At 73.0% G+C, this 23090-nt stretch carries 24 protein-coding genes; 16 read left to right on the plus strand and 8 right to left on the minus strand.

The window, feature by feature from the left end; translation table 11 throughout:
* Positions 1–168 precede the first annotated feature (168 nt).
* The gene (locus tag ACIA6C_RS16270) at positions 169–1653 is read left to right on the plus strand and encodes an MFS transporter (RefSeq protein ID WP_399276330.1); all 1485 of its coding nucleotides are present in this window, start codon (positions 169–171) and stop codon (positions 1651–1653) included.
* A 542-nt stretch (positions 1654–2195) separates the two neighbouring features.
* On the opposite strand, the gene ACIA6C_RS16275 is transcribed toward ACIA6C_RS16270, so the two are convergent.
* Both ACIA6C_RS16275 and ACIA6C_RS16280 read right to left on the minus strand, forming a co-directional pair.
* Entirely contained in the window at positions 2196–2735 is a 540-nt protein-coding gene (locus tag ACIA6C_RS16275) for a DUF6328 family protein (protein WP_399276331.1), read from the minus strand.
* 81 nt (positions 2736–2816) lie between these two features.
* Entirely contained in the window at positions 2817–2990 is a 174-nt protein-coding gene (locus ACIA6C_RS16280) for a CsbD family protein (RefSeq protein ID WP_136212348.1), read from the minus strand.
* A gap of 114 nt (positions 2991–3104) precedes the next feature.
* On the opposite strand from ACIA6C_RS16280, the gene ACIA6C_RS16285 reads away from it, so the two are divergent.
* Positions 3105–4199 (plus strand): glutamate--cysteine ligase, encoded by a 1095-nt coding sequence (locus ACIA6C_RS16285; RefSeq protein ID WP_361125595.1) that lies wholly within the window; start codon positions 3105–3107, stop codon positions 4197–4199.
* Between the two features lie 191 nt (positions 4200–4390).
* On the opposite strand, the gene ACIA6C_RS16290 is transcribed toward ACIA6C_RS16285, so the two are convergent.
* Positions 4391–4783, minus strand: a complete 393-nt coding sequence (locus tag ACIA6C_RS16290; RefSeq protein ID WP_366079081.1) for a DUF5997 family protein — start codon at positions 4781–4783, stop codon at positions 4391–4393.
* Between the two features lie 57 nt (positions 4784–4840).
* On the opposite strand from ACIA6C_RS16290, the gene ACIA6C_RS16295 reads away from it, so the two are divergent.
* The 8 genes from ACIA6C_RS16295 to ACIA6C_RS16330 all read left to right on the plus strand — a co-directional run bounded on the left by ACIA6C_RS16295 (position 4841) and on the right by ACIA6C_RS16330 (position 10614).
* Positions 4841–5620, plus strand: a complete 780-nt coding sequence (locus ACIA6C_RS16295; RefSeq protein WP_399276332.1) for a LysR substrate-binding domain-containing protein — start codon at positions 4841–4843, stop codon at positions 5618–5620.
* Positions 5621–5658: 38 nt separating this feature from the next.
* Positions 5659–6285, plus strand: a complete 627-nt coding sequence (locus ACIA6C_RS16300; protein ID WP_399276334.1) for an alpha-ketoglutarate-dependent dioxygenase AlkB — start codon at positions 5659–5661, stop codon at positions 6283–6285.
* Between the two features lie 67 nt (positions 6286–6352).
* Positions 6353–7306: a tellurite resistance/C4-dicarboxylate transporter family protein gene (locus ACIA6C_RS16305; protein ID WP_399276336.1), complete on the plus strand. Its 954-nt coding sequence runs from the start codon at positions 6353–6355 to the stop codon at positions 7304–7306.
* A gap of 32 nt (positions 7307–7338) precedes the next feature.
* On the plus strand, positions 7339–7773 hold the full coding sequence (locus ACIA6C_RS16310) for a VOC family protein (RefSeq protein ID WP_399276338.1): 435 nt from the start codon (positions 7339–7341) through the stop codon (positions 7771–7773).
* A gap of 189 nt (positions 7774–7962) precedes the next feature.
* Positions 7963–9039, plus strand: coding sequence for an RNA ligase (locus ACIA6C_RS16315; protein WP_399276340.1), 1077 nt, complete (start codon positions 7963–7965; stop codon positions 9037–9039).
* The gene (locus ACIA6C_RS16320; protein ID WP_399276341.1) at positions 9036–9170 is read left to right on the plus strand and encodes a hypothetical protein; all 135 of its coding nucleotides are present in this window, start codon (positions 9036–9038) and stop codon (positions 9168–9170) included. The genes ACIA6C_RS16315 and ACIA6C_RS16320 overlap by 4 nt, the downstream gene beginning before the upstream one ends.
* A gap of 5 nt (positions 9171–9175) precedes the next feature.
* The gene (locus ACIA6C_RS16325; RefSeq protein ID WP_399276343.1) at positions 9176–10183 is read left to right on the plus strand and encodes an AAA family ATPase; all 1008 of its coding nucleotides are present in this window, start codon (positions 9176–9178) and stop codon (positions 10181–10183) included.
* A gap of 71 nt (positions 10184–10254) precedes the next feature.
* On the plus strand, positions 10255–10614 hold the full coding sequence (locus ACIA6C_RS16330; protein WP_399276346.1) for an NTP pyrophosphohydrolase: 360 nt from the start codon (positions 10255–10257) through the stop codon (positions 10612–10614).
* A gap of 80 nt (positions 10615–10694) precedes the next feature.
* On the opposite strand, the gene ACIA6C_RS16335 is transcribed toward ACIA6C_RS16330, so the two are convergent.
* A complete protein-coding gene (locus ACIA6C_RS16335) occupies positions 10695–11366 on the minus strand; it encodes a hypothetical protein (RefSeq protein ID WP_399276348.1) in 672 nt (223 codons plus the stop codon).
* A gap of 321 nt (positions 11367–11687) precedes the next feature.
* On the opposite strand from ACIA6C_RS16335, the gene ACIA6C_RS16340 reads away from it, so the two are divergent.
* Together ACIA6C_RS16340 and ACIA6C_RS16345 are read left to right on the plus strand one after the other, a co-directional pair.
* The gene (locus ACIA6C_RS16340; protein WP_399277272.1) at positions 11688–11924 is read left to right on the plus strand and encodes a DUF397 domain-containing protein; all 237 of its coding nucleotides are present in this window, start codon (positions 11688–11690) and stop codon (positions 11922–11924) included.
* Between the two features lie 90 nt (positions 11925–12014).
* The gene (locus tag ACIA6C_RS16345; RefSeq protein WP_399276350.1) at positions 12015–12941 is read left to right on the plus strand and encodes a helix-turn-helix domain-containing protein; all 927 of its coding nucleotides are present in this window, start codon (positions 12015–12017) and stop codon (positions 12939–12941) included.
* Here the strand turns inward: ACIA6C_RS16345 and ACIA6C_RS16350 are convergent.
* Complete coding sequence (locus tag ACIA6C_RS16350; RefSeq protein WP_399276352.1) at positions 12938–13834, minus strand: NAD(P)H-binding protein; 897 nt, start codon at positions 13832–13834, stop codon at positions 12938–12940. The genes ACIA6C_RS16345 and ACIA6C_RS16350 overlap by 4 nt on opposite strands.
* Before the next feature lie 37 nt (positions 13835–13871).
* The gene (locus tag ACIA6C_RS16355) at positions 13872–14699 is read right to left on the minus strand and encodes an SAM-dependent methyltransferase (RefSeq protein WP_399276354.1); all 828 of its coding nucleotides are present in this window, start codon (positions 14697–14699) and stop codon (positions 13872–13874) included.
* A 179-nt stretch (positions 14700–14878) separates the two neighbouring features.
* Between ACIA6C_RS16355 and ACIA6C_RS16360 the strand changes: the two genes are divergently transcribed.
* The 3 genes from ACIA6C_RS16360 to ACIA6C_RS16370 all read left to right on the plus strand — a co-directional run bounded on the left by ACIA6C_RS16360 (position 14879) and on the right by ACIA6C_RS16370 (position 19522).
* Positions 14879–15253 (plus strand): YbjQ family protein, encoded by a 375-nt coding sequence (locus ACIA6C_RS16360; RefSeq protein ID WP_399276356.1) that lies wholly within the window; start codon positions 14879–14881, stop codon positions 15251–15253.
* A gap of 167 nt (positions 15254–15420) precedes the next feature.
* Complete coding sequence (locus ACIA6C_RS16365) at positions 15421–18867, plus strand: endo-alpha-N-acetylgalactosaminidase family protein (protein ID WP_399276358.1); 3447 nt, start codon at positions 15421–15423, stop codon at positions 18865–18867.
* A 19-nt stretch (positions 18868–18886) separates the two neighbouring features.
* On the plus strand, positions 18887–19522 hold the full coding sequence (locus ACIA6C_RS16370) for a class I SAM-dependent methyltransferase (protein ID WP_399276360.1): 636 nt from the start codon (positions 18887–18889) through the stop codon (positions 19520–19522).
* 57 nt (positions 19523–19579) lie between these two features.
* Here the strand turns inward: ACIA6C_RS16370 and ACIA6C_RS16375 are convergent, their stop codons facing one another.
* Positions 19580–20401 carry a helix-turn-helix domain-containing protein gene (locus ACIA6C_RS16375; RefSeq protein WP_399277274.1) on the minus strand — a complete coding sequence of 274 codons (822 nt, stop codon included), beginning with the start codon at positions 20399–20401 and terminating at the stop codon, positions 19580–19582.
* 179 nt (positions 20402–20580) lie between these two features.
* A complete protein-coding gene (locus ACIA6C_RS16380) occupies positions 20581–21525 on the minus strand; it encodes a DMT family transporter (protein WP_399276362.1) in 945 nt (314 codons plus the stop codon).
* On the opposite strand from ACIA6C_RS16380, the gene ACIA6C_RS16385 reads away from it, so the two are divergent.
* The gene (locus ACIA6C_RS16385; RefSeq protein ID WP_399276364.1) at positions 21524–23041 is read left to right on the plus strand and encodes a PLP-dependent aminotransferase family protein; all 1518 of its coding nucleotides are present in this window, start codon (positions 21524–21526) and stop codon (positions 23039–23041) included. The two genes, ACIA6C_RS16380 and ACIA6C_RS16385, sit on opposite strands and share 2 nt — an antisense overlap.
* The last annotated feature ends 49 nt before the right edge of the window (positions 23042–23090 follow it).

Here is a 23090-nt window from a genome sequence, read left to right on the forward strand (position 1 = left end):
AGCTAGCGGCGCGGGGACCCGCGGCCCACGTGCCGTAGGTCTGCCCTACAGGCCGGGGGGCCGCCAGGACCGGCGGCGCGCCGGAAGGACGCGCCGTGTCGCCCGAGCAGGCTGCCGGGCACCTTTACGGCGGGTTTACGGCCGGACGCGCAGGGCAGACGCCGGGTCATGGCTGATCTTGTGGAACAGGGGACCGTGACCACCAAGGTCCCCGCGCGGCTGGACCGGCTCCCCTGGTCCCGGTGGCACTGGATGATCGTGATCGGGCTGGGAACCGTATGGATCCTGGACGGGCTCGAAGTCACCATCGTCGGCAACATCGCGAGCCGGCTCTCCGAGCCGGGCAGCGGGCTCGACATCACGGACGCCCAGGTCACCGGCATGGCGGCGGCCCTGTACGTGGCCGGAGCCTGTTCCGGCGCCCTGGTCTTCGGGCGGCTGACCGACCTCTTCGGGCGCAAGAGGCTCTTCCTCATCACCCTCGGCGTCTACCTGGCGGCCACCGCCTTGACCGCGATCTCGTTCTCCTCCTGGTGGTTCTTCGTCTTCCGGTTCCTGACCGGTTTCGGCATCGGCGGCGAGTACGCGGCGATCAACTCCGCGATCGACGAGCTGATCCCCAGCAAGTACCGCGGCCGCGTCGACCTCGTCATCAACGGCAGTTTCTGGCTCGGCGCGGTCGCCGGGGCACTGCTGTCCGTCCTCGCCCTCGACACCGGCCTCTTCCCGGTCTGGCTGGGCTGGCGGCTGACCTTCGCTCTGGGCGTGGTCCTCGGGCTGGTGATCCTGCTGGTGCGCCGCCACGTACCCGAGAGCCCGAGGTGGATGTTCATCCACGGCAAGGCCACCGAGGCCGAGGAACTCGTCACCGACGTCGAACGCCGGGTGGAGGAGGAGAAGGGCGAGCCGCTGCCGGAGCCGGGCGAGGCCATCACCGTCACCCAGCGGCGCAGCACCGGCTTCGGCGAGATCGCCAGAACGGTCTTCCGGTCCTACCCCCGCCGGGCGGCCCTCGGGCTGTCGCTCTTCATCGGCCAGGCCTTCCTGTACAACGCGATCACCTTCGGCTTCGGCAGTATCCTGGTCCGGTTCTTCGACGTCCCGTCCGGCCACACCGGCTACTACTTCGCCGTCATCGCCTTCGGCAACTTCCTCGGACCCCTGCTGCTGGGCCGTCTCTTCGACACCGTCGGACGCCGCCCGATGATCGCGGGCACGTACATCCTCTCGGGGCTGCTGCTCTTCGGGACGGCGTGGCTCTTCGACGCGGGACGGCTGAACGCGGTGACCATGACCGCCTGCTGGTGCGTGGTGCTCTTCTTCGCCTCCGCGGGCGCCAGCTCCGCCTACCTGACGGTCAGCGAGATCTTCCCGATGGAGACGCGAGCCATGGCGATCGCCTTCTTCTACGCGGTCGGCACGGCGGCCGGCGGCATCTCCGGCCCGCTCCTGTTCGCCGACCTGACCTCCAGCGGGGTCGTGGGCGACGCGGTGATCGCCTTCTGCGTCGGCGCCTCCTTGATGGTGGCGGCCGGAGTGGTCGCGGTCTTCTTCGCCGTCGCCGCCGAGGGGCGCTCGCTGGAGCAGATCGCCACCCCGCTGTCGGCGCGGGCCGCCCAGCCCGCCGCGGCCGCCGGTCCGGCGGGCGGCTGAGCACCCCGTACGCGCCCCCGGCCCCCGGAAGCCGCGATGCGGCCCCGGGGGCCGCGTCACGTACGAAACCATGCGGAAACCGTCCGGACCGGGTCTACTCGGAACGTCGGGACCACCACGGGCGGTGCGGTTGCCGCCCGTGTCACCGGGCAAGCGGAGGGAACGCGTCGACCACACCGGGTGGCGCGCACGAGACGGAAGGCCGAGGTGAACCGCATGCAGCGGGCCAAGGAGCCAGAACGGACCGGCCGAGAGCCGGGCACACGCGGGGCCGGCCCTGGCGGCGCCGGCGCACACGGGGTCGGGACGCGGACGGCCGGCGCGCACGGGGCGGGCCATCGCGGGGCGGCCACGCCCGGACATGACCCCAAGACCCCCGAGCCCCAGGGCCCGGGCCCCACGCCCGGTCCGGGCGCCGTACCCCGCGACCCTCGTCCCGCCCGCCCCGGGGAGAAGCCACCGCCCTCACCCGAACCGAAATCGCCGTCGCCCGCCGAACGGCCGCCCGCCCAGGAGCCCCCGGACTAGGTCCTGTCCGGCACCTAGTCGCGTTGCGTGGTGTGCCGGTGGCGCACCCACAGCGGGAGCGCGAACCAGCACAGCAGGTACCAGGCCAGGACGCCCGCCACCAGCCACGGCACCAGCGCGTCGTGCGTCGCCACACGGAGGATGAGCAGCAGGGCCGTGCACAGGGTCATCAGCAGCAGCACGATGCCGGCCATCGTCAGCCGCGAGGCCCAGGTGACCGCTTCCGGCTTGATGCGGCGGCGGAAGACGATCCGGTGGAAGGCGACGGGACCGATGAGGGCCCCCGTGGCCAGTGAGCCGAGGATGACGGTGATCAGGTAGATCGTCCGGTCCGTCTGTTCGAGGTCGCGGAAGACGGGGGTGAAGGCCACGGTGAGGAGGAAGCCGAACAGGATCTGCACGCCGGTCTGGGCCACGCGGATCTCCTGGACCAGTTCGCCCCACTGGCGGTCCGCCCGCTGCTCGGGACTCTCGTTGCGTCCGTCGTCCCGGCGGGCCCCGCCGTGGTCCCGCGCGCCACGGTCGGTCGTTCTCTCGGCGTCGTCGGCCGGCATGGGATCTCCTTGCGGAACGGAAGGTGCCTCCCGGCACCGCGAGGGTGCTCGGGAGGCACGGGAAAAGCCGGAGGAAAGGAGTCAGTCCTTGAGGGTGTCCTTGATCTTCTCCTTGGCCTGCCGGGCGTCGCCCTTGGCCTGCTCGGCGCGGCCCTCCGCGGTGAGCCGTTCGTTGCCGACCGCACGGCCTGCGGCTTCCTTGACCTTGCCCTTGGCCTGTTCGCCCTTGGACTTAGCCTTCTCGTCACCGGACATGGCATTCACTCCATCGGAAAGGGAAATGCGGACCTTGAAGCGTCTGACCGGGATTGGCCGCCACAAACCCGCGGAGCCGGAATTCATCCCGGAATTCATGGGTAGCCGCCGGACATGATCACCGTCGGGGTCGAGGAAGAGTACGTCCTGCTGGACCCTTCCACCCATCTGCCGATGCCCCTCGCGGAAGAGGTGCGGGCCGCGGCCGGCCTCGGGTCGTTCGCGGACGAGGGTGAGGTGCAGGACGAGCTCCTCCAGGCACAGATCGAGGTCGCCACACCCATCTGCACGGACCTCGGCGAGGTGGGCGGGCACCTGCTGCGGCTGCGCCACGCGGTGGCGTCCGCGGCGGAGGACAAGGGGTGCCGGGTCGCGATGTCCGCCACCGCGCCCCTCAAGGACGGCACGCCCCCCGCGGTCACCCAGAAGCCGCGCTACCTGCGGATGCGGGAAGAAGCCCGGCGGCTGGTCGACGAGCAGCTGATCAACGGCATGCACGTCCACGTGGCGGTACCGGGCCGCGAGATGGGAGTGGCCGTACTCAACCGGATCCGCGTCTGGCTCCCGACCCTGCTGGCCATGTCGGGGAACTCGCCGCTGTGGGACGGACGGGACACCGGCTTCGCCAGCTGGCGCACCATCGTCTTCGGGCGCTGGCCCGTCAGCGGGCCGCCGCCCTGCTTCGCGGACCTCGCGGACTACGAGAAGCGCATCGGGGCGCTCCTGGAATCGGGCGTCATCGGCGACCGCGGCCAGCTGTACTGGCAGGCGCGGCTCTCGGACCGCTACCCGACGATCGAGGTGCGCTGCCTCGACGTCCAGCTGGAGGCGGACGACGCCGTGCTGTTCACCGGCATCATCCGGGCGCTCGTCGCCACCGCGATCGCCGAGGAGAACGCCGGGGCCCCGCCCCCCGCGTGCGCGCACGAGCTGCTGCAGGCCGCGAACTGGCACGCGGCCCGGCACGGTCTGAACAGCACTCTCGTGGACCCTCGGGGCGGCCGGCACAGCGCCGGGGACGTGCTGTGCCAGCTGACCGCGTACATCGCCCCCGCCCTGGAGGAGTCCGGGGACCACCGGGAGGTCAGCGCGCTGATGCACCGGCTGCTGCGCGAGGGGACTCCGGCCGACCGCCAGCGGCGCGCGCTCGCCGAGGGCGGCATGGCGGCACTCGCCGACCTGATCACGGCCTCGGGCCCGGCCCGCTGAGGAGGCGGCCCGCCGGCAGCGCGCCCGCGCATCGCTCGTACACCGGTGCCGGCCCGCCCGCATCGCTCGTACACGGCCGCAAGCGCACCCGCGTATCGCTCGTACACGGGTGCCGGCCCGCCCGCGCATCGCCCGTACAAGCGCGTAGGGCCCCGGACGACGGTCCGGGGCCCTACGCGCATACGGGGCGGTCAGCTCTCGCGAGCCGCTCGCTCCGCCTGCTTCTCCTTGATCCGCACGGCTTCCTTGCGGACCTCCGCCTGCGTGGCGCGCTCCTTCTGGAGCCACTCCGGCGCCTCGTTCTTGAGCGCGTCGATCTGCTCGGTGGTCAGCGCCTCCGTGATCCCGCCGCGGGCGAGGCCGGCGATCGAGACGCCCAGCTTCGCGGCGACCACGGGCCGGGGGTGCGGGCCGTTGCGTCGCAGCTCCTGGAGCCAGGCCGGCGGATCGGCCTGGAGCGCGTTCAGCTCGGTGCGCGAGACGACACCCTCCTGGAACTCGGCGGGTGTGGCCTCTAGGTACACACCCAGCTTCTTCGCCGCGGTCGCGGGCTTCATGGTCTGGGTGGTCTTGTGCGACGTCATGTCCCCAGGGTATCGAGCATGTGCACCACCTCTGACCACGGCCGGTAATCTGGCCGGGTGACAGGCTCGGAAGTACCTCCCCAGTTCCGGCTCGCCTACGTTCCAGGGGTGACGCCCACCAAATGGGTGCGGATCTGGAACGAGCGGCTGCCCGATGTCCCGCTGACCCTCGTCCCCGTGTCCCCGGCCGAGGCGCCGGGCGTACTGCGGGCCGGCGGTGCGGACGCGGGCTTCGTCCGGCTGCCGATCGACCGTACGGAGCTCAGCGCGATCCCCCTGTACACCGAGACCACGGTCGTGGTGATCCCGAAGGACCACATCGTGGCGGCGGTCGAGGAAGTCTCCACCGGGGACCTCGCCGACGAGATCGTGCTCCACCCCCTGGACGACACCCTGGACTGGGAGAGCCTGCCGGGCCGCCCCGCGATCGAGCGCCCCGAGACGACCGCCGACGCCATCGAGCTGGTCGCCGCCGGGGTCGGCGTACTCGTCGTACCGCAGTCGCTCGCCCGTCTCCACCACCGCAGGGACCTCACGTACCGGCCGGTGACGGGCGCGCCCGAATCGCGCGTCGCGCTGTCGTGGCCCGAGGAGGAGACCACCGACCTGGTGGAGGAGTTCATCGGGATCGTGCGCGGCCGTACGGTCAACAGCACGCGCGGCCGCAAGCAGGGCGCCGCTCCCGCGCAGCCGAAGGGCAAGCGCACCGACAAGGCGGCCGGAGCGGCCCGCAAGCCCGCCCAGGGCAAGAGCCCGCGGGGCGGGTCGGGCGGCTCGGGCGGCGCGCGCGGCGCCAGGAACACGGGCCGCGGCAAGCCCGGCCGGGGCCGCAAGTAAATCGAGCAGGTGTTCGGGACCGGGAGTAGGCTGGAGCCATGCACGCGCTCCAGGGGTCCCTCTTCGACCAGACCGACGAGATCCGGCTCGGCCCGCTCGGCGGGTTGCGCCGGACCGACCTGGGAGCCGGCGCCTGGGTCGACCACCTGCCCGGCTGGCTGAGCGGGGCCGACGCGTTGTTCGAACGGCTCGCCGCCGACGTACCCTGGCAGGCCGAGCGGCGGCAGATGTACGACCGCGAGGTCGCCGTGCCCCGGCTGCTGTCCTCCTACCGGGCCGGGGAAGCGCTCCCGCACCCCGTCCTCATCGAGGCCCGCACGGCGCTCAGCCGGCACTACGCCGAGGAGCTCGGCGAGCCCTTCGTCACCGCCGGACTGTGCCTCTACCGCGACGGCCGGGACAGCGTCGCCTGGCACGGGGACCGTACCGGCCGCTCCGCCACCGAGGACACGATGGTCGCCATCCTCTCCGTGGGCGACCCGCGCGACCTGGCGATCCGCCCCCGCGACGGCGGCCCCACGCTGCTGCGCCTGCCCCTGGGCCACGGCGACCTCGTCGTGATGGGCGGCTCCTGCCAGCGCACCATGGAGCACGCGGTGCCGAAGTCGACGCGGGCCGTCGGCCCCCGCATCAGCATCCAGTTCCGTACCCAGGGCGTCGCCTGACCCCCCGGCTCCGCCGGCCGTGCCGGGCCGGCTGGCGGCCCTCCGGCGGCTGGTGTCCGCTGGAGGGGTGAGCGCTCTGCCCGTGCGCCGGTGGTGGACCGGCCTGCCGCCCGCCGCCGGCGCCGCCGTGATGGCCTCCGGGATCATCTCCGTCGGCCTGCGCCTGACCGGCAACGACCTGCTCTCCCTGGCAGCGCTCGCCGTCGCCGCGGCCCTGTGGCTGGTCCTCGCCGCCGGCTTCGCGACCCGGTTGGCCTCCGACCGGGGCCGCTTCCGGGCCGAAGCGGACACCCCGCCCGCCCTCACCGCCGTGGCCGCCACCACCGTGCTCGGCGCCCGCCTCTCCCAGCTCGGCTGGCAGGGCGCGGCCGCCGCCCTGCTGGCACTGGCGGCGGCGCTCTGGCCCGGACTGCTTTACGCGGTCCTGCGGCACTGGCCCCGGCACCGGCTCTCCGGCGCCGGCTTCCTCGTCTGCGTGGCCACCCAGGGCCTGGCCGTCCTCGCCGCCGAGCTGTCCGACGCCCGCCACCAGGCCTGGCTCGGCCGTGCGGCCCTGGCGTGCTTCGGTCTCGGGCTGCTGCTGTACGGGGCGGCCCTCGCCCGCTTCGACCTCCGCGAGGTGACCGGGGGCGCGGGCGACCACTGGGTGGCGGGCGGGGCGCTGTCCATCAGCGCCCTCGCGGGTTCGAAGCTCACCGCGTCACCCGACTGGACGGGCGCCGGGCACACCGCCCTGCGGTCGGTCACGCTGGTGGTGCTCTGCGCCTCCCTCGCCTGGTTCGTCGTGCTCCTGGCGGCGGAGCTGCGCAGCCCGCGCCCCGGTTACGACATCCGCCGCTGGTCCACCGTGTTCCCCCTCGGCATGACGGCCACCGCCTGTCTCTCCGCCGCCGCGCCCACCGGCGCGGGCTGGCTGCGCCCCGTGGGCGGGGTGCTCCTGTGGGTCGCCGTGGGCGCCGGGATCCTCACCTTCACGGCGTTCCTCACCACCCGCCTCGGCCGGGACCCGCGATCCACCTAGCGCCCGAGGCGACTTCCGCATACGGTCCGGCCATGGCGTACACGTTCCAGGTCACCATCGACTCCGTCAGCCCCCATTCCCTCGCCGACTGGTGGGCCGACGCCCTCGGTTGGGAAGTCGAGCCCAGCGACGAGGCGTTCATCCGCCGCATGGTCGAGGAGGGCCACGCCCGCGAGGAGGACACCGCCCTCCACAACGGCACCCTCGTCTGGAAGGCAGGGGCCGGCATCCGCCACCCGGAAGGCCTCGAACGGGCGCCCCGCGTCCTCTTCCAGCTCGTACCGGAGGGCAAGACGGTCAAGAACCGGGTCCACCTGGACGTCCGCACCGGCGACGACGACCCGCGCGAAGTGGTCGAGCGCCTCATCGCCAAGGGCGCCACCCGCCTCCACGAGGGCAACCAGGGCCCCTTCACCTGGACCACCCTCGCCGACCCGCAGGGCAACGAACTCTGCATCTCCCACTGACGGTCTCCCGCTGCCGGTCTTCCACCGAGTCCTCCCCGGCGGTCTCCCCGCGACGGCCCCCGGCGGTCTCCCCACGACGGTCCCCCGGCTGCGCCGGGGGCCTCCGGCACGCCCTCCGACCGGTCATAATTGATTACCGGGCCACCCTCCCGCACGTGAGAATGAGCCATCTCAACCCGGGAGGACCCGATGAGCCAGGCGTTCCTGACTCTGCATGACCTGCTGCCCGCACAGGAACTCAAGGCGGCGATCGACGCCGGCCACGTCACCCGCAAGGCGCACCCCGAGCTGCCGCTGTCGATCTACACCTACACCCGGACGGCCCAGTACGAGCGGGTCTGGAACCAGGTCACCACGCGCTGCCGGGGCCTGGTCGCCGACGACACCACCAGCCGGATCGTCGCCCTGCCCCTGCCGAAGTTCTTCAACGTGGGCGAGCACGAATCGGGTCAGCCCTACGCGCCCTCCCTGCCCGACGAACCCTTCGAGGTCTACGACAAGGTCGACGGCAGCCTCGCGGTCGTCTTCCACTACGCGGGCACCTGGCGGGCGGCCTCCAAGGGCTCGTTCATCAGCGAGCAGGCGACCTGGGCCCAGCGACGTCTCGACGGCCGCGACACCGCACGGCTCGTACCCGGCGTCACCTACCTCGCGGAGGTCCTCTACCCGCAGAACCGGATCGTCGTGGACTACGGCGACCGCCGCGACCTGGTCCTGCTCGCCGCCTTCGGCCGGGACGGCACCGAGGTGCCCCTCGCCGAAGCCGCCGGGCACTGGCGGGGGATCGGCTCGGTGGTCACCGTGTGGCCGGCGATGCCGCTCGCCGAACTCCTCGCACTCACCGAATCCAGCACGCTGCCCGGCGGCGCGCCCGCCACCGGCACCGACGCCGAGGGCTTCGTACTGCGCTTCGCCTCGGGCGTCCGCGCCAAGGCCAAGATCGCCGAGTACGTACGCCTGCACAAGGTGCTCACGGGCGTCACCGAGCGCGACATCTGGCGCGGCCACGGCATCCAGCGCTTCGCCGGCTGCCCGCCAAGCAGCTGGCGCAGGGCCTCAATTGCACCGTCGCGGACATCGAGGCCTGTGACGGCAAGCCGCTGGACGCGCTGCTGCGCCAGGTGCCCGACGAGTTCGACGCGTGGGTGCGAGAGGTCATCGAGCGGCTGGAGGAAGCCGCCGCACGGCGCGAACGGGCCATCGACCAGGCCTTCCACGCGCTGGCCCACCTGGCCGGCGACCGAGGTGCCTTCGCCCGGGCGGTGAAGGCGCTGCCCGACAGCGGGATCCGTGCCGCGCTGTTCCTGCGTCTGGACCACAAGCAGACCGAGCTCGTCACCTGGCGCGCCGTACGGCCCGAATCGGCCGACCCCTTCACCACCGATGAGGAGAACTGAGCCCCGTGTCCGCAGAACCGGCGGCCCCCGCGACCCCCGAGGCCCCCGAGACCGCCCCCGGCACCGCCCCCGTCCCGGAAACCGCCGCGCCCCCCGCCCGCCCCGTGGTCCACGTCATGACGGGCCTGCCCGCCTCGGGCAAGACCACCGCCGCCCGGGCGCTCCAGGCCGAGTCCGGCGGCCGGATGCGGCGGGTGAACCTGGACGACCTCAGGGTCATGCTGGACGGCCCCGACCACGGACGCGGCCTGTCCTACGCGCACGAACGGACCGCGCTCGAAGCCCAGGACGCGGCGCTGCGGGCCGCCGTCGTGGGCGGGTTCGACGTGGTCGTCGACAACACCCACCTCACCCCGCACATCCCCAAGCGCCTCAAGGCAGCCGTCGCCGGCCTCGCCACCTTCGTCGTCCACGACTTCACCGACGTGCCCGTCGAGGAGTGCGTGCGCCGCGACGCCGCACGCGAACGGCCGGTGGGCGAGGAGATCATCCGGATCCTGGCCGACAAGCACGCGAAGTCGCGCAAGGGGGGCTGGAAGCTGACCGCGCAGTGGCTGAACGACGAGCCCCCGGTCGAGCCCTATACGGCCGACCCCGCGCTGCCCTCCGCGGTGCTGTGCGACATCGACGGGACGCTGGCACTGACCGGGGACCGCGGCCCGTACGACTTCACCCGCTGCGGGCTGGACCTGCTCAACGAGCCGGTGCGGCGCGCCCTGGACGCCTTCCGGCGCGCCCACGGGGACGTCATCGTGCTGCTGTCGGGGCGCGGCGAGGAACACCGGCCGCAGACCGAGGAGTGGCTGGAGCGGCACCGGGTCCCGTACGACGAGCTGTGGATGCGGGCGGCCGGCGACCAGCGCCGCGACGACGTGGTGAAGGCGGAACTCTTCGACGCGCACCTGCGCCACCGCTACGCCGTGCGCGTCTCGCTCGACGACCGGGACCGCGTCGTGGCGGTATGGCGCCGGATGGGCCTGCCGACCTGGCAGGTCAACTACGGCGACTTCTGAGCGGGTCTGGGACAGTCGTACCCGTGGAAGTACCTGCGCGAGTGCCTGCGGAAGAACCTGCGGAAGAACCGGTGGAAGTGCTGATCGTGGACGCCGCGAACGTCGTGGGAGCCGTCCCCGACGGCTGGTGGCGGGACCGGCGCGGCGCGGCCGAGCGGCTGCGCGACGGGCTCGCCCGGCGCGGGGCGGGCGAGGAGATCGTCCTCGTGGTCGAAGGCGCCGCCCGGGGTGTCGAATCCGTGCCCGGCGTACGGGTGGACGCAGCGACCGGGAGCGGCGACGACCGGATCGTGGAGCTGGTGGCGCACTATGCGGAGCGCGGTGCGGTCGCCGGCCTGGTCGTGGTCACGGCGGACCGGGAGCTGCGCGCGCGGGTGCGGGCGTACGGGGCGCGGTGCGCGGGGCCGCGCACCGTCCACCCGGCCGGATGACGACGCCCGGGAGGCCGGCTCCTCATCGAGGAGCCGGCCTCCCGGTGGACGGTCCGGCGATCAGCTGCCCGGGGCCCGGGTCAGCGGCACCACGGCACCGTGTCCAGGTTCTTGACGTAGCGGGCGGCCACCCAGCCGTAGTCGTCGTCCTTCTTCGAGACCTTCGAGCTCTTCGAGACCTTCGAGGGCTTGGCGGTCTTCTTCACCGACTTGCCGTCGTTCGCGAAGCCGTCGCCCCGGCCGTCGCCCCGGCCGTCGCTCATGCCATCGCTCTGGCCGTCACCCCGGCCGTCTCCCCGGCCATCGGTCTGCCCGTCGCCGCGGCCGTCGCCCCGGCCGTCGTTCCAGTCGCCGTCCATGCCGGAGTTTCCATCCCCGAGGTCGTCGCCCCACGGGCCCCGGCCGTCGTTGTTCCCGCCGTTCCCGCCGTCCTGCTCCTTGCGGTTGTCCAGGAGGTACCAGAGGTCGTTCCCGCCGACCCTCTCCCCGCGCTGCTTGCATTCGAGCGCGATCCTCTGGCCCGACTCGACCTTGCCCAGGGAGTACGAGCGGGTGTTCGGCTGGCTGCGGATCGTCAGCCGGCCGGACGAGACGACCTTGCCCCAGATCTGCTTCTTGACGACGGCGTGCTCCTGGTGTGCCGGGATCTCGGCCATCGGGTCCTCGTCGGCGATGGCGGCGCCCGCGCTGACGAGGCCGAGCACCAGGCTTCCGGCGGTAAGTGCGAGGACGGTCCTGGTGGGCTTCAGCATGAGCCGACTCCTCTACGAAGACAATCGCCCGACCGCGCCATGCGGCTCGGGCCGGCAACCAGGCGGTTGCCACGCACGACTATGGCGAGGAGAGGCCGGGACACCCCGGCGGCGCACCGCCGTTTAGCCCGATTTGCCCAATCTAGGTGCTTTGTTCTGGATGTATCCTCGTGAGGTGATCGTCGGGGGGCCGCCGTCCGGGAGACACCCTTTCGGGGGACTACCGCGACCGCCCGTGCTGGCTAGCATTCTCACAACTGCTTGTCGTGCAATCCCATATGCGATTGCACGATCATGCGCGTCGGTACGAGGAGAGGTCTCATCATGCGGTTACGCAATGGAGTCGTGGCGAGCGAGATTCCCGGTGCGGTCTGGGTGAAGAGCAGTGCCAGCGTCGGCAACGGCAACTGCGTGGAGGTCGCGGCGCTGGCCGACGGAACCGTGGCCATGCGCAATTCGCGCTTCCCCGACGGCCCGGCCCTGATCTTCACGGCCGGGGAGATCGAGGCGTTCGTCGACGGTGTCAAGCGCGCCGAATTCGATCAACTGACCGGATGACGTCCAAGCCTTAGGCCAAAGGTTGGACGGGCGGGCGACCACGTCCCATCCTGACACCTCGGATCCGCCCCGGTCACATTGGAGTTCCGCATGCCCGCGCTGCCCGAACCCCGGCCCGCCCCACTGCCCGATCCGCTCGCCCCGGTGCTCCCGCTCGGCATCGAACAAGGACGGGCGGCGGCCGCGCGGGTGCTGGGACAGGAACTCAGAGGGTGGCGCGAGGCCCGCGGCCTCACCCTGCGGGACGTGGCACCCGTCATCCGGGGATCGGTGTCGAAGATCAGCCGGCTGGAGCGGGGCGAGAGTCCGCCGAAGGCACGGGACGTCCTCGACCTGGCCCGTCACTACGGGCTGGACGAGGAGGAGATGCGGACGGTCGAACGGCTCCTGGAGCACGCCCAGGACTGCGAGTGGTACGAGCAGTACAGCGACGTGACCCCCACCTTCCTCAAGCGCCTGATCCAACTGGAGGGCGAGGCGCAGGAGATCTGCGTCTACGAGAACCTCGTCGTACCCGGGATCCTCCAGACCCCCGCCTACGCCGGGCACATGGTCCGGGCCGTGATGCCGAGCGCCTCCGACGGCGAGATGGAGCGCGTCGTGCAGCTGCGCACCCAGCGCCAACTGCGTCTGATGGAGGGCGAGGTGCCGCGCCTGACGGTGCTGCTCGACCAGGGGGTCCTGCAACGCCGCTGCGGCAACGCCGAGGTGATGCGCGAACAACTGCGCCACCTGCTCCGCGCCGGGGACGTGGCCAAGGTCAACATCCGCATCCTGGAGATGTCCTGGGGGTACTCCGCGGCCCCTCCCTACCCCATCACCCACCTCAAGTTCGCCGACGGCGGACCGGGCGAGCTGGCGTACGTCGAGCACATCAACGGCGCCAACTACGTCACCCGCCCCCGCGCCCTGGACGACTACCGCAACGCCCTCAGCAACCTCCGCAAGACCGCGGCCTCCCGCGACCGCAGCCGCCAACTCATCGAAGAGGCGTTGCAGCAGTACATGACGGACTAGGCGGCCCCCGGCCCCTGATGTGCCGCGAGCAGGGGACGCAGCTCGGCGTGCGCCCAGCCGCCGAGCCGGGTGGGGGTGGTGGTGAGCAGGTCGCGGGCCTGCTCGGGCACCAGGTCGCGCGATCCGGCGCTCATCCCGACGATGCCCTCGACCGCCGGCGCGGACAGCCCGCCCGCGCGAAGGGTCTCCCGGAGCGCGTCCTCGGCGACCGGTTCGAGCCGGACCTCGTACCCGAGCGCCTCGGTGAGGATCCGCGCGACCCGGCCGAAGGTGAGGTCCTCCGGCCCGTGCACGGCCTGCACCACCCGCCCCCGCCAGCCGTCGTTCAGCAGCCGGACCGCGACCACCTCCGCGACGTCGCGCGGATCGACCCAGGGCATCGCGTGCCCGGGGTCGAACGCCGTGGTCAGGACGCCTCGGGAGAGCCCTTCGAGGTCGAGCAGCAGGTTGGTGAAGAAGTACGCGCACCGCAGGTGCAGCACGTCCGCTCCGGTGGCGTCGAGTGCCGTCTCGATCCCGGCCAGGGCGTCGATGTGCCCGACCCCGTGCCGCTTCTCCGCCCCGATGCTGCTGAGGAGCGCCACCCGGTCCACGTCGCCGGCCCGGGCGGCCGCCACCAGCGGCGCCGCGGTCTCCAGCGAGGTCGCGATCGGGTCCGGCGCCGCATGGGAGGTGGGATCCACCCAGAAGACGGTCCGCGCCCCCGCCACCGCCTCACGGACGAAGCCGGCGTCCGTCAGGTCCCCGCGGCATACGTCTACCCGCGCGCGGGTCCCCTCGTCGAGGCGGCCCGGGTCGCGGACCAGGACGCGCGGGCGGACGCCGGCCTGGAGCAGCAACCGCACCACGCGCGATCCCACGTGCCCGGTCGGCGTGGTGACCACGATTGTCATCGAGCCGTTCCTTTCGCGCGGTGCCACCCCGTGGACTTCATCCGGGGAGGCGGCCCACGCCGCCCCACTCCACCCAGTCCTTCGGCCGGAGCTTCGGCGGCGGCGGCGCGGTGTCGGGGCGCCAGTCGACCACGTCGACCAGGTCCGGTTCGAGGATGTCCAGCCCGTCGAAGTACCGCCGCACCTCGTGCGTCTCGCGCACGCGCCCCCAGTGCCCGTGGGTGGTGACGTCCATCATCCGGGTCACGTCGTCCCGCACCACCGGGTCGTCGCTGACGAGCTGGCAGATCACCATGAAGCTGCCCGGCGGCAGCAGGTCCGCCGTCTTGCGCACGACGGCGGCCGGGGAGCGGTCGTCGTCCGTGTCCGGGATGCAGTGCAGGACCGAGACGAACAGCGCCGCGACAGGCCGGTTCCAGTCGAGGAAGTCCCGGGTGGCCGCGTGGATGCCCTCCGTGTCGCGCATGTCCATCGGCAGCACCAGGGTGCCGGAGTTGTCGTGCAGCGTGGTCTGGGCGTGAGCGAGGACCATGGGGTCGTTGTCGATGTAGGCGACCTTGCAGTCCTTGTCGATGCGCTGCGCCACCTCGTGCACGTTGTCCTGCGTGGGAAGGCCCGAACCGTGGTCGAGGAACTGCCGGATCCCGTAGTCCTCCACGAGGATCCGCACCACGCGGCTGAGGAAGGCCCGGTTGTTGCGGGCCAGCAGCTGGGTGCTGGGTGCGATCTCCAGCAGCCGGGCGCATGCCTCGCGGTCGCTGGCGTAGTTCTCCACACCGCCCAGGAGCCAGTCGTACATCCGGGCGACGCTCGGGGTGTGCATGTCGATGAACGGCGGCTGGGACGGGTTCGGCCCTAACTCCATGTGCCCTCCTTGACGGCCCCTCCGGGGCCCGCGGCGTCGGGGTCGGCCCATCCTAGAGAGTCGCGGGGGGCCCGCGCCATGCGTTCGCCCATCCCGCCCGCCCCCGGTGAGGCTTGCTCGGGATGCGGTGACGCGGGCTCGGGATGCGGGCGCCGGCGCCCGGCGCCACAGTGGGTGCCATGGGCATAGACGACTACGGCGGAGGCCCCGGGGCCGAGCAGACCGGGGTCCTGGTGGTGACGACCAACGACGCTCCCGGCTACCGGGTCGAGCGGGTCGTCGGGGAGGTCTTCGGCCTCACCGTCCGCTCGCGCCACCTGGGCAGCCAGATCGGCGCCGGCCTGAAATCCATGATCGGCGGGGAGCTCAGGGGGCTGACGAAGACCCTCGTACAGACCCGGAACCAGGCCATGGAGCGGCTCATCGAGCAGGCTCGGGCGCGCGGTGCCAACGCGGTCCTCGCCATGCGCTTCGATGTGACCGAGGCCGCCGACATCGGCACCGAGGTGTGCGCGTACGGCACGGCCGTCGTACTGGCGCCCGAGACGACCTGAGCCGGCGCCCCCACATCCCGGGTTCCCGTAAGTCCATGACGGCGCTCCGCTTTGTCCATGGGCCCGGCCCGCACACGGTCCGCAAGCTGTCAGGTCAGTGAGCGGACCGCAGGGCTCCGGAGCCGTGCGGTCTTCCGTACAAGGAAGCACCGACTCCCGGAGGCCCGATGCGCACCCCCCTCTGGCCGGCCGCAGCCGCGGTCGCCGGTCTCGTCGCCACCCTCACCGTGTCCGCACCCGCCCCCGTCTCCGCGGCCCCCGGCGCCGGGCCCCTGACCATCGGCTCGCCCGAGCTCTCCGTGAGCGTCGACAGCGCCTTCCCCCGAGTCATCGCCTACACCCGCCGCGCCACCGGCGACGTGCTGAACGGCAACGAGGACCCGCTCACCAGGATCGTCGTCAACGGCGTCACCTACACCCCCGCCGTGACCGCGACGGCCTCGGCGTCCGCCGTCGACTACGCGCTCAGCTTCTCCGGAGTGACCATCAGGTCACGTCTGTCCGTCGCCGGTCCCGTCGTGGAGTTCAAGGTCACCGCGATCGAGGACACCGCCGCGCTGCGCGTGCACAGCCTCGCCGTCCCCGACCACAGCCTCGTCAGCGTCCGCAGCGACCAGCCCGGCGCCGCCCTCTCCACCGCCCGCATGTACACCGCCACCACCGGCACCGGCGACACTTTCACCCCCGTCACCGCCGCCACGCCCGTCGACGCGGCCGCGAACACCGTCATGTACGGGCTGGTCAACACCGGCCAGCTGGCCGCCGCCATCGACTCCAACTCCCTGTACGACCAGCCCTCGGGCGCCACCGCCCGGGACAACGGCCGCATCGCCGAGCAGGTCACCGACAAGGGCTCCTACCGCCGGGCCGCCCTGTGGAGCGGTGACTGGCTGTACCGGGCCGCGGGCGCCGCGGACACCGACACCGAGCCCCTCCCGTACGCCCGGATCGCGATCACCGCCGACCGCAACGCCGACTCCGTGGTGGACTGGCAGGACGCCGCCGTCGCCTACCGGGACATCTGGACCCCGCCCACCGGCTGGCAGGACACCGCGAACCGGGTCGTGCAGCGCATCCCCTTCAACTTCGCCTCCCAGGCCACCCACCCCTTCGCCCAGACCCTGGACGAAACCAAACGCGTCGGTCTCGCCACGGACGGCCTCGGCCAGTTCGTCCTGCTCAAGGGCTACGCCTCCGAGGGCCACGACTCCGCGCACATGGACTACAAGAACATCGGCTCCAGACAGGGCGGCGCGGTCGACCTGAACACCCTCACCACCGCCGGGCACGCCTACAACGCCGACTTCGGCGTGCACATCAACGCGACCGAGGAGTACCCGGTCTCGGCCACCTTCGACCCGGCCCACCAGAGCGGAGGGCCGGGCTGGGACTGGCTCGACCAGTCGTACTACGTCGACACCCGCAAGGACGGCCAGTCCGGGCAGCGGGCCAAGCGCCTCCAGGACCTCAAGGCGGCCGCCCCCGGCCTCGACTTCCTCTACGTGGACGTCTGGTACGGCGACGGATACGTCTCCCGCAAGCTCCAGCGGGAGATCGGCGCCCTGGGCCTCCAGCTCGCCACCGAATTCCCCAACACCCTCACCGAGCAGTCGCTGTGGCACCACTGGGCTGCCGACGTCGACTACGGCGGCAGCGACCTCAAGGGCATCAACTCCACCATCGTCCGGTTCATCGCCAACCACACCAAGGACGACTGGATCGCCCGGAACCCGCTGCTCGGCGGCGCCGAACTCGCCGCCTACGAGGGCTGGCAGGGCAAGACGGACTACCCGGCCTTCCTGAACACCACCTTCGCCGTCAACCTGCCGACGAAGTTCCTCCAGGAGTCCCCGATCGTGAAGTGGACCGCCGACACGGTCACCCTCGCGAACGGCACCACCGTCAGCACCGCCGGCGGCACCCGCACCATCACCGCCGCCGGCCGCACCGTCCTGCGCGGCGGCGCCTACCTCCTGCCGCGCGACGGAAAGCTCTACCACTGGAACGACTCGGGCGGCTCCACCACCTGGACCCTGCCGGCCGGCTGGAACTTCCCGAAGCTCTACCGGCTCACCGACACGGGACGCCGACTGGTCGGCGACCTCACCGTCACCGGGGGCCGGGTCACCCTCGACGCCACGGCGAAGACCGCCTACGTGGTCACCAACGGCACCGCGCCCGCCCAGGCCGACCCCGAGTGGGGCGAGGGCACCCCCGTCAAGGACCCCTCCTTCTACTCCGGCGACCTGGCCGCCTGGACGGTGAGCGGCACCGGCGCCACCGTCACCCGCAACGCCCGTGGCCAGAGCGAGCTGACCATGGCCCCCGCAAGCGCCCCGGCCGTGGCGCAGCGGCTCACCGGCCTGACCCCCGGCACCTACGCCGCCTCCGTCTGGGTCTCCACCCCCACCGGCCGGGCCGCCACCCTCACCGTCGCCCCCGCGGCGGGCACCCCCGCATCCGTGTACGCCGACTCCTCGCCGCTGACGAACAACCTCGGCGGCAGCGAGAAGAACGGCACCGACGAGCAGCGCATGAAGGTGCTCTTCGACGTGCCGGCCGGCCAGTCCACCGCCACCCTCACCCTGTCCGCCGCCGCCGGACCGGGCACCGTCACCCTCGACGACGTCCGCGTGGTCCGCTCGGCCCGGACCCCCCTCGGCGCCCACTACTTCGCCGAGGACTTCGAGCACGTCGACGCGGGCTGGGGCCCGTTCGTCTTCGGCGGCGCCGGCGGCTCCGCCACCGACCCGCGCACCCACATCGCCCAGCGGAACGCCCCGTACACCCAGGCCGGCTGGAACGGGAAAGCGGTGGACGACGTGATCAGCGGAGCCAACTCCCTCAAGTCGCACGAGGAGCGACAGGGCCTGGTCTACCGCACCCTGCCGCAGACATTGCGCCTGACGAAGGGGCACACCTACAAGGTGTCCTTCGCCTATGAGAACGGCTTCGACGGCGACTACCGGTTCGTCACCGGCTCGGGCGCCGGGGAAACGGCCACCGCCCTCGGCCGGGCCCGTACCGCCACCACCTTCACCAAGACGTTCACGGCGGGGGCGGACGCCTGGATCGGCCTGCGCAAGGTCACCGGCGAGGACTCCCACGACGAGGCGGACCTCGTCCTCGACGACCTCACCGTGGACGACCTCGGCACCGGCGGCGGGGAACTCCTCGTGCCGCAGGACCGGATGGCCGTCAAAGCCGTCGACAGCCAGGAGACGGCGGGCGAGGACGGCAGCGCTGCCAACGTCCTGGACGGCAACGGCGCCACCATCTGGCACACGCAGTGGTACGCGGCGACCGCGCCGATGCCGCACGAGATCACCGTGGACCTCGGCGCCTCCTACAACGTCTCGGCCCTGCACTGCCTGCCACGGCAGAACCAGAGCAACGGGCGCATCGCGGACTACCAGGTGTTCACCTCCACCGACGGGGTGACCTGGGGCGCGGCCGTGGCCTCCGGAAGGTTCGCGGACGGCGCCGCACAACAGGACGTCTCCTTCTCGCCCCGGACGGCCCGGTACGTCAGACTCAAGGCCCTGAGCGAGGTGAACGGCAACCCCTGGACCTCGATGGCCGAGCTCAACGTCGGCTACCTGCCGGGGACATGAGAGGGAACGAGGTATCGCGATGAGTGCAGACGAGTCGGCGGCCGAGGTGTTCGACGCGCTCGCGGAGCGCTACGAGGAGGCGTTCGGCCGCGTCCCCGCACAACTGGAGGCCCTCGACTGGCTCACCGGCCGACTGCCGAGGGGGGCGCGGGTCCTCGACGTGGGCAGCGGCACGGGCAGGCCCACCGCCGAACGGCTCGCCGCGGCGGGCTGTGAGGTGACCGGCATCGACGTCTCGGCCGAGATGGTCGCCCTCGCGCGCGAGCGGGTCCCGGGCGCCCTCTTCGAGCAGGCGGACGTACGCACGTACACGCCCGGCGGGGGCGGCTTCGACGCGGTGTGCGCCTTCTTCCCGCTGCTGATGATGGAGCAGCGGGACGTGGCGGCCTCGCTGGAACGGATGGCCTCGTGGGTGGCACCCGGCGGGTACCTCGTCCTCGCCACGGTGCCGGGGGACATCAGTGGCCTCGCCATCGAGTGGATGGGCCACCGGGTCACCGTCAGCAGCCTGTCCGCGCAGGAGTACGCGACCCGGATCGAGACGGCCGGCCTGGAGCTGCTGCACCACAGCACGAGCCTCTTCCACCCCGAGGGCGGCCTCGCCGACCCGGAGGAGCACCTGTTCTGCTACGCACGGCGCCCCGGCCTCCGCTGAGGGCGCGGTGGGTCGGACCGGCCCCCCGCGCGCCCGCCGGGGACCACGGCGCAGCCCTCAACTCCGGCGGCCCGTGTCGTGGACGGACTGCTGGGCGCGGAAGCGGCCCGGGGCCATGCCGACCCGGCGGCTGAACAGCCGGCTGAAGTACCCGGGGTCGTCGTACCCCACCCGCCGGGCGACCCCGGCGACCGGCAGGTCGGTGCGGGCCAGCAGTTCTTTGGCCCGGCTCAGTCTGATGCCGAGGAGGTACTCCTTGACGCCCTCGCCGGTACTGCGCCGCACCGCCCCGCGCAGCTCCGGCAGCGGTATCCCGAGCCGCGCGGCGTGCTCGGCGACGGAGATCGGCAGCAGGGCGTCCCGGGCCAGGGCGTCCATGACGGCGTCGCCGTGCCGCGACACCTCGGCGCGGGCGTAGCGCAGGGCCACCAGCAGCGCGTGCACGGCTGCGGCCGCCTCCACCTCCAGCAGCGGGCCGCCGGTGCGGGCCGCCCGGACGATCCCGTCCACCACGTGCCGCACCCCGGCCGTCCCGCTCAACGGAGCGAGCGGCCGGTCCGGGGTGATGTAGCCGAGATCGGTGTAGGCCTCCACGCTGTGCCCCGCGAAGTCCACGAAGCACTCCTCCCAGCCGGTCCGCGGATCCGGTCCGTAGTGGTGCTCGACGCCGGGCACGAGCCACAGCAGCGCGGGCGCCGTCACGGGCTGTGGCGGGCGCCCGGCGTGGCTGAACCAGCCCCGCCCGCGGGTGACCACCACCGCCACGTGGTGGTCGAGCGCCCGGGGGCCCACCACCGGCAGCGGCCCCTCCTGCACCCCCACGCCCAGGCAGACCAGCCCGAGCCGGCGGTGGTTGGCGGTGGGGGAGAAGTACCGCATCCAACTGCTGTACGGGGCCGGACGGTACGGGCCGGGACCGCACGGCCGGCCACTGTACGCTGCACGGCTGCATGGCTCGGTGCCGCGCGGCTCGGCGCCGTACGGATCGGCGCTGTAGGAGGCGTTGTCGTACGGGGGCGTCGGCATCTGCGGATTGTGATCCACGGCTCCGGGCACCCTCAAGGGGCCACGGGCACCCGTTCGACGGCCACCGGCTCCGCTGCCGGCGCACCGCTCGGCCGCAGCCCGAGCGCCAGCCCCGCGACCACCACGGCGAGCCCCAGCCACACCGCCGGCCCGGGGACCCCGCCGCCCGACGCCGCCCCCGCCCCGGCCGCGGCGAGCGGGGCGAGCCCGGCCAGCAGCCCGGCCCGGCCGGCGCCCACGGCGGCCACCGTCCGGTACCAGAGCAGGAACGCCACCGCCGTCACCATGACGGCCAGGTATCCGACCGCCGCCCACTGCCGGGGCCCGAGCACCGCGAGGGAGCCGGGCCGCTCCACGAGCACCGAGAGCCCCGCCAGCATCACCGCCCCCATCCACACCGCGTGCACGGACACCCCCCACGCGCCGTGGCGGCCCAGCACCGGCACCGCCAGCAGCGTGAACCCGGCCTCGCAGCCCAGCGCGAGCGCGGCCCAGCCCACCCCGGCCGCATCGGTGCGCCCGGCCCCCTCCACCAGAACGGCCCCGGCGACGACGACGGGGGCGGCCAGCAGCACCCGGCGGCTGGGCCGCTGCCGCTCGAGCAGCGGACCGACGAGGGCGAGCAGAACCGGTACGCAGGCCACCGCGACCGCGACGACGGCCGGCTCGGCGTGCGCGACGCCCCGCACCACGGCCACGTTGAACAGCACCAGCCCGCTCGCCGCGATCCCGGCCAGCCACAGCCACTCGCGCCCGCGCGGACGCGGCAACGGCACCCGTGCGGCGCGGGCGAGGACGAAGAGGATCACGGCGGCGGCCGCGTAACGGACGGCCTGCGGGGCGAAGAGCGGGGCGCCGGCGAGGGAACGGGAGACGGTGACGCTGCTGCCGACCAGCACCATGCCGACGACCCCCGGAAGCAGGTCACGGAAGGCGGAGGAGCGCGCGGGTACGGGATCGGGTGCGGAGGTTTCCATGCGCCCAGCCTCTGCCAGTATTGGACCCGTGAGCAGTGCCGAAGAAGACCGGGCCAAGGGGTCCAAAACCGCCGGGTCGGATTTCCTGCTGCTCGACATCGGCCAGGCGCCGCCCCGCGGCCGGACCGAGTGGCTGACCTCCCGCATCCGATCCGCCATCGCGGACGGCACCCTCCCCGTGGGTAGCCGGCTCCCCGCGGGCCGTGTCCTCGCCGCCGAACTCCGGGTCTCGCGGGGCCTGGTCACCGAGGTCTACCAGCGTCTGGCGGACGCCGGGCAGGTCGCGGGCCGGGGCCGCGCCGGAACGGTCGTCGTCGCCGCCCCCGCACCCGCCTCCGCGCCGTCCCGCGCGCCCGAGGGCCCGGCCGTGCCCGCCGACCCCTTCGCGCCCCGGCCCGGCGCCGCTCTGGTCGACGCGCTGCGCTCGGTGCCCTGCCGCATCGACCTCTCGCCGGGGGTACCGGACCTGACCGCGTTCCCGCGTACGGCCTGGCTCCAGGCAGAACGCCGGGTGCTCGCCGGGCTCACCCCGGCCGACTTCGGCTACGGCGACCCCCAGGGAACGCCCGCGCTGCGGGAGGCGGTCGTCGGCTGGCTCGCCCGCAACCGCGGGATCCGCGCCGACCCGGGCGAGGTGGTCGTCGTGTCCGGCGTCGCCCAGGCACTGGCCCTGCTGGCGCCCGTGCTGCGCGGGAGCGGGGTACGACGCGTGGCGGTGGAGGACCCCGGCTCCCTGGGGGCCCGGCGGCAACTGGAGTACGGGCGGCTGGAGACCGTGCCGGTACGGGTGGACGCGGCCGGCGTCGATGTCGCCGCCCTCGCCGGCAGCGGGGCGGCCGCGGCCCTGCTCACCCCCGCCCACCAGTTCCCGACCGGGGTGGTGCTCGACGGCGAACGCCGCCGGGAGCTGCTGGCCTGGGCCGCCGGCGGGGGCGTGGTCATCGAGGACGACTACGACGCCGAGCACCGCTACGACCGCGCGCCCGTACCCGCCCTGCGCGCGCTGCTGCCCGAGGCGGTCTGCTACGCCGGGAGCGTCTCCAAGCTGCTGGCCCCCGCCCTGCGGCTGGGCTGGCTGCTGGTCCCGCCGCGACTGCTGGACGCGGTGGTGGCGCAGAAGCGCTACGCCGACCTCGGCAGCCCGGTCCTCGCACAGCTCGTGCTGGCGCGGCTGATGGACTCCGGCGAGCTGGAGCGCCACCTGCGCTTCGTCCGGCGCCGCCACCGGCGCCGCAGGGACGCGATGCTGCGGGCGATCGCGGCCGCGCTGCCCGGCGCCCGGGTGCACGGCGCGGCGGCCGGACTGCACCTGATGGTCACCTTCGACAGCGCCGGTTTCGAGGACACCGCGCTCGCCTCGGCCGCGCTCGCCCTCGGCGTCAAAGCGCACCCGCTGTCCTGGCACCGCGTCGCGCCGGGCGCGCCGGGCCTGGTCCTCGGATACGCGGCGGGCCCGGTGGGCGATGTCGAGGAGGGGATCGCGCTGCTCGGGAAGGCGTTGCGGCAGGTCACCTGAACCACCCCGCACGAGCGGACCTCGACCGGGGGCCTGGGCGGGCGAACCC

Source organism: Streptomyces sp. NPDC051578 (assembly GCF_044454045.1).
GTDB lineage: Bacteria > Actinomycetota > Actinomycetes > Streptomycetales > Streptomycetaceae > Streptomyces.

Excerpts from the sequence above, each read along its gene's own strand:
- ACIA6C_RS16380 (WP_399276362.1), bottom strand. The coding sequence starts at position 21,525 with ATGGAAACCTCCGCACCCGATCCCGTACCCGCGCGCTCCTCCGCCTTC.
- ACIA6C_RS16300 (WP_399276334.1), top strand. The coding sequence starts at position 5,659 with ATGCACGCGCTCCAGGGGTCCCTCTTCGACCAGACCGACGAGATCCGG.
- ACIA6C_RS16370 (WP_399276360.1), top strand. The coding sequence starts at position 18,887 with ATGAGTGCAGACGAGTCGGCGGCCGAGGTGTTCGACGCGCTCGCGGAG.
- ACIA6C_RS16275 (WP_399276331.1), bottom strand. The coding sequence starts at position 2,735 with ATGCCGGCCGACGACGCCGAGAGAACGACCGACCGTGGCGCGCGGGAC.
- ACIA6C_RS16310 (WP_399276338.1), top strand. The coding sequence starts at position 7,339 with ATGGCGTACACGTTCCAGGTCACCATCGACTCCGTCAGCCCCCATTCC.
- ACIA6C_RS16355 (WP_399276354.1), bottom strand. The coding sequence starts at position 14,699 with ATGGAGTTAGGGCCGAACCCGTCCCAGCCGCCGTTCATCGACATGCAC.
- ACIA6C_RS16315 (WP_399276340.1), top strand. The coding sequence starts at position 7,963 with ATGAGCCAGGCGTTCCTGACTCTGCATGACCTGCTGCCCGCACAGGAA.
- ACIA6C_RS16350 (WP_399276352.1), bottom strand. The coding sequence starts at position 13,834 with ATGACAATCGTGGTCACCACGCCGACCGGGCACGTGGGATCGCGCGTG.
- ACIA6C_RS16285 (WP_361125595.1), top strand. The coding sequence starts at position 3,105 with ATGATCACCGTCGGGGTCGAGGAAGAGTACGTCCTGCTGGACCCTTCC.
- ACIA6C_RS16345 (WP_399276350.1), top strand. The coding sequence starts at position 12,015 with ATGCCCGCGCTGCCCGAACCCCGGCCCGCCCCACTGCCCGATCCGCTC.
- ACIA6C_RS16385 (WP_399276364.1), top strand. The coding sequence starts at position 21,524 with ATGCGCCCAGCCTCTGCCAGTATTGGACCCGTGAGCAGTGCCGAAGAA.
- ACIA6C_RS16270 (WP_399276330.1), top strand. The coding sequence starts at position 169 with ATGGCTGATCTTGTGGAACAGGGGACCGTGACCACCAAGGTCCCCGCG.
- ACIA6C_RS16360 (WP_399276356.1), top strand. The coding sequence starts at position 14,879 with ATGGGCATAGACGACTACGGCGGAGGCCCCGGGGCCGAGCAGACCGGG.
- ACIA6C_RS16290 (WP_366079081.1), bottom strand. The coding sequence starts at position 4,783 with ATGACGTCGCACAAGACCACCCAGACCATGAAGCCCGCGACCGCGGCG.
- ACIA6C_RS16280 (WP_136212348.1), bottom strand. The coding sequence starts at position 2,990 with ATGTCCGGTGACGAGAAGGCTAAGTCCAAGGGCGAACAGGCCAAGGGC.
- ACIA6C_RS16375 (WP_399277274.1), bottom strand. The coding sequence starts at position 20,401 with ATGCGGTACTTCTCCCCCACCGCCAACCACCGCCGGCTCGGGCTGGTC.
- ACIA6C_RS16365 (WP_399276358.1), top strand. The coding sequence starts at position 15,421 with ATGCGCACCCCCCTCTGGCCGGCCGCAGCCGCGGTCGCCGGTCTCGTC.
- ACIA6C_RS16335 (WP_399276348.1), bottom strand. The coding sequence starts at position 11,366 with ATGCTGAAGCCCACCAGGACCGTCCTCGCACTTACCGCCGGAAGCCTG.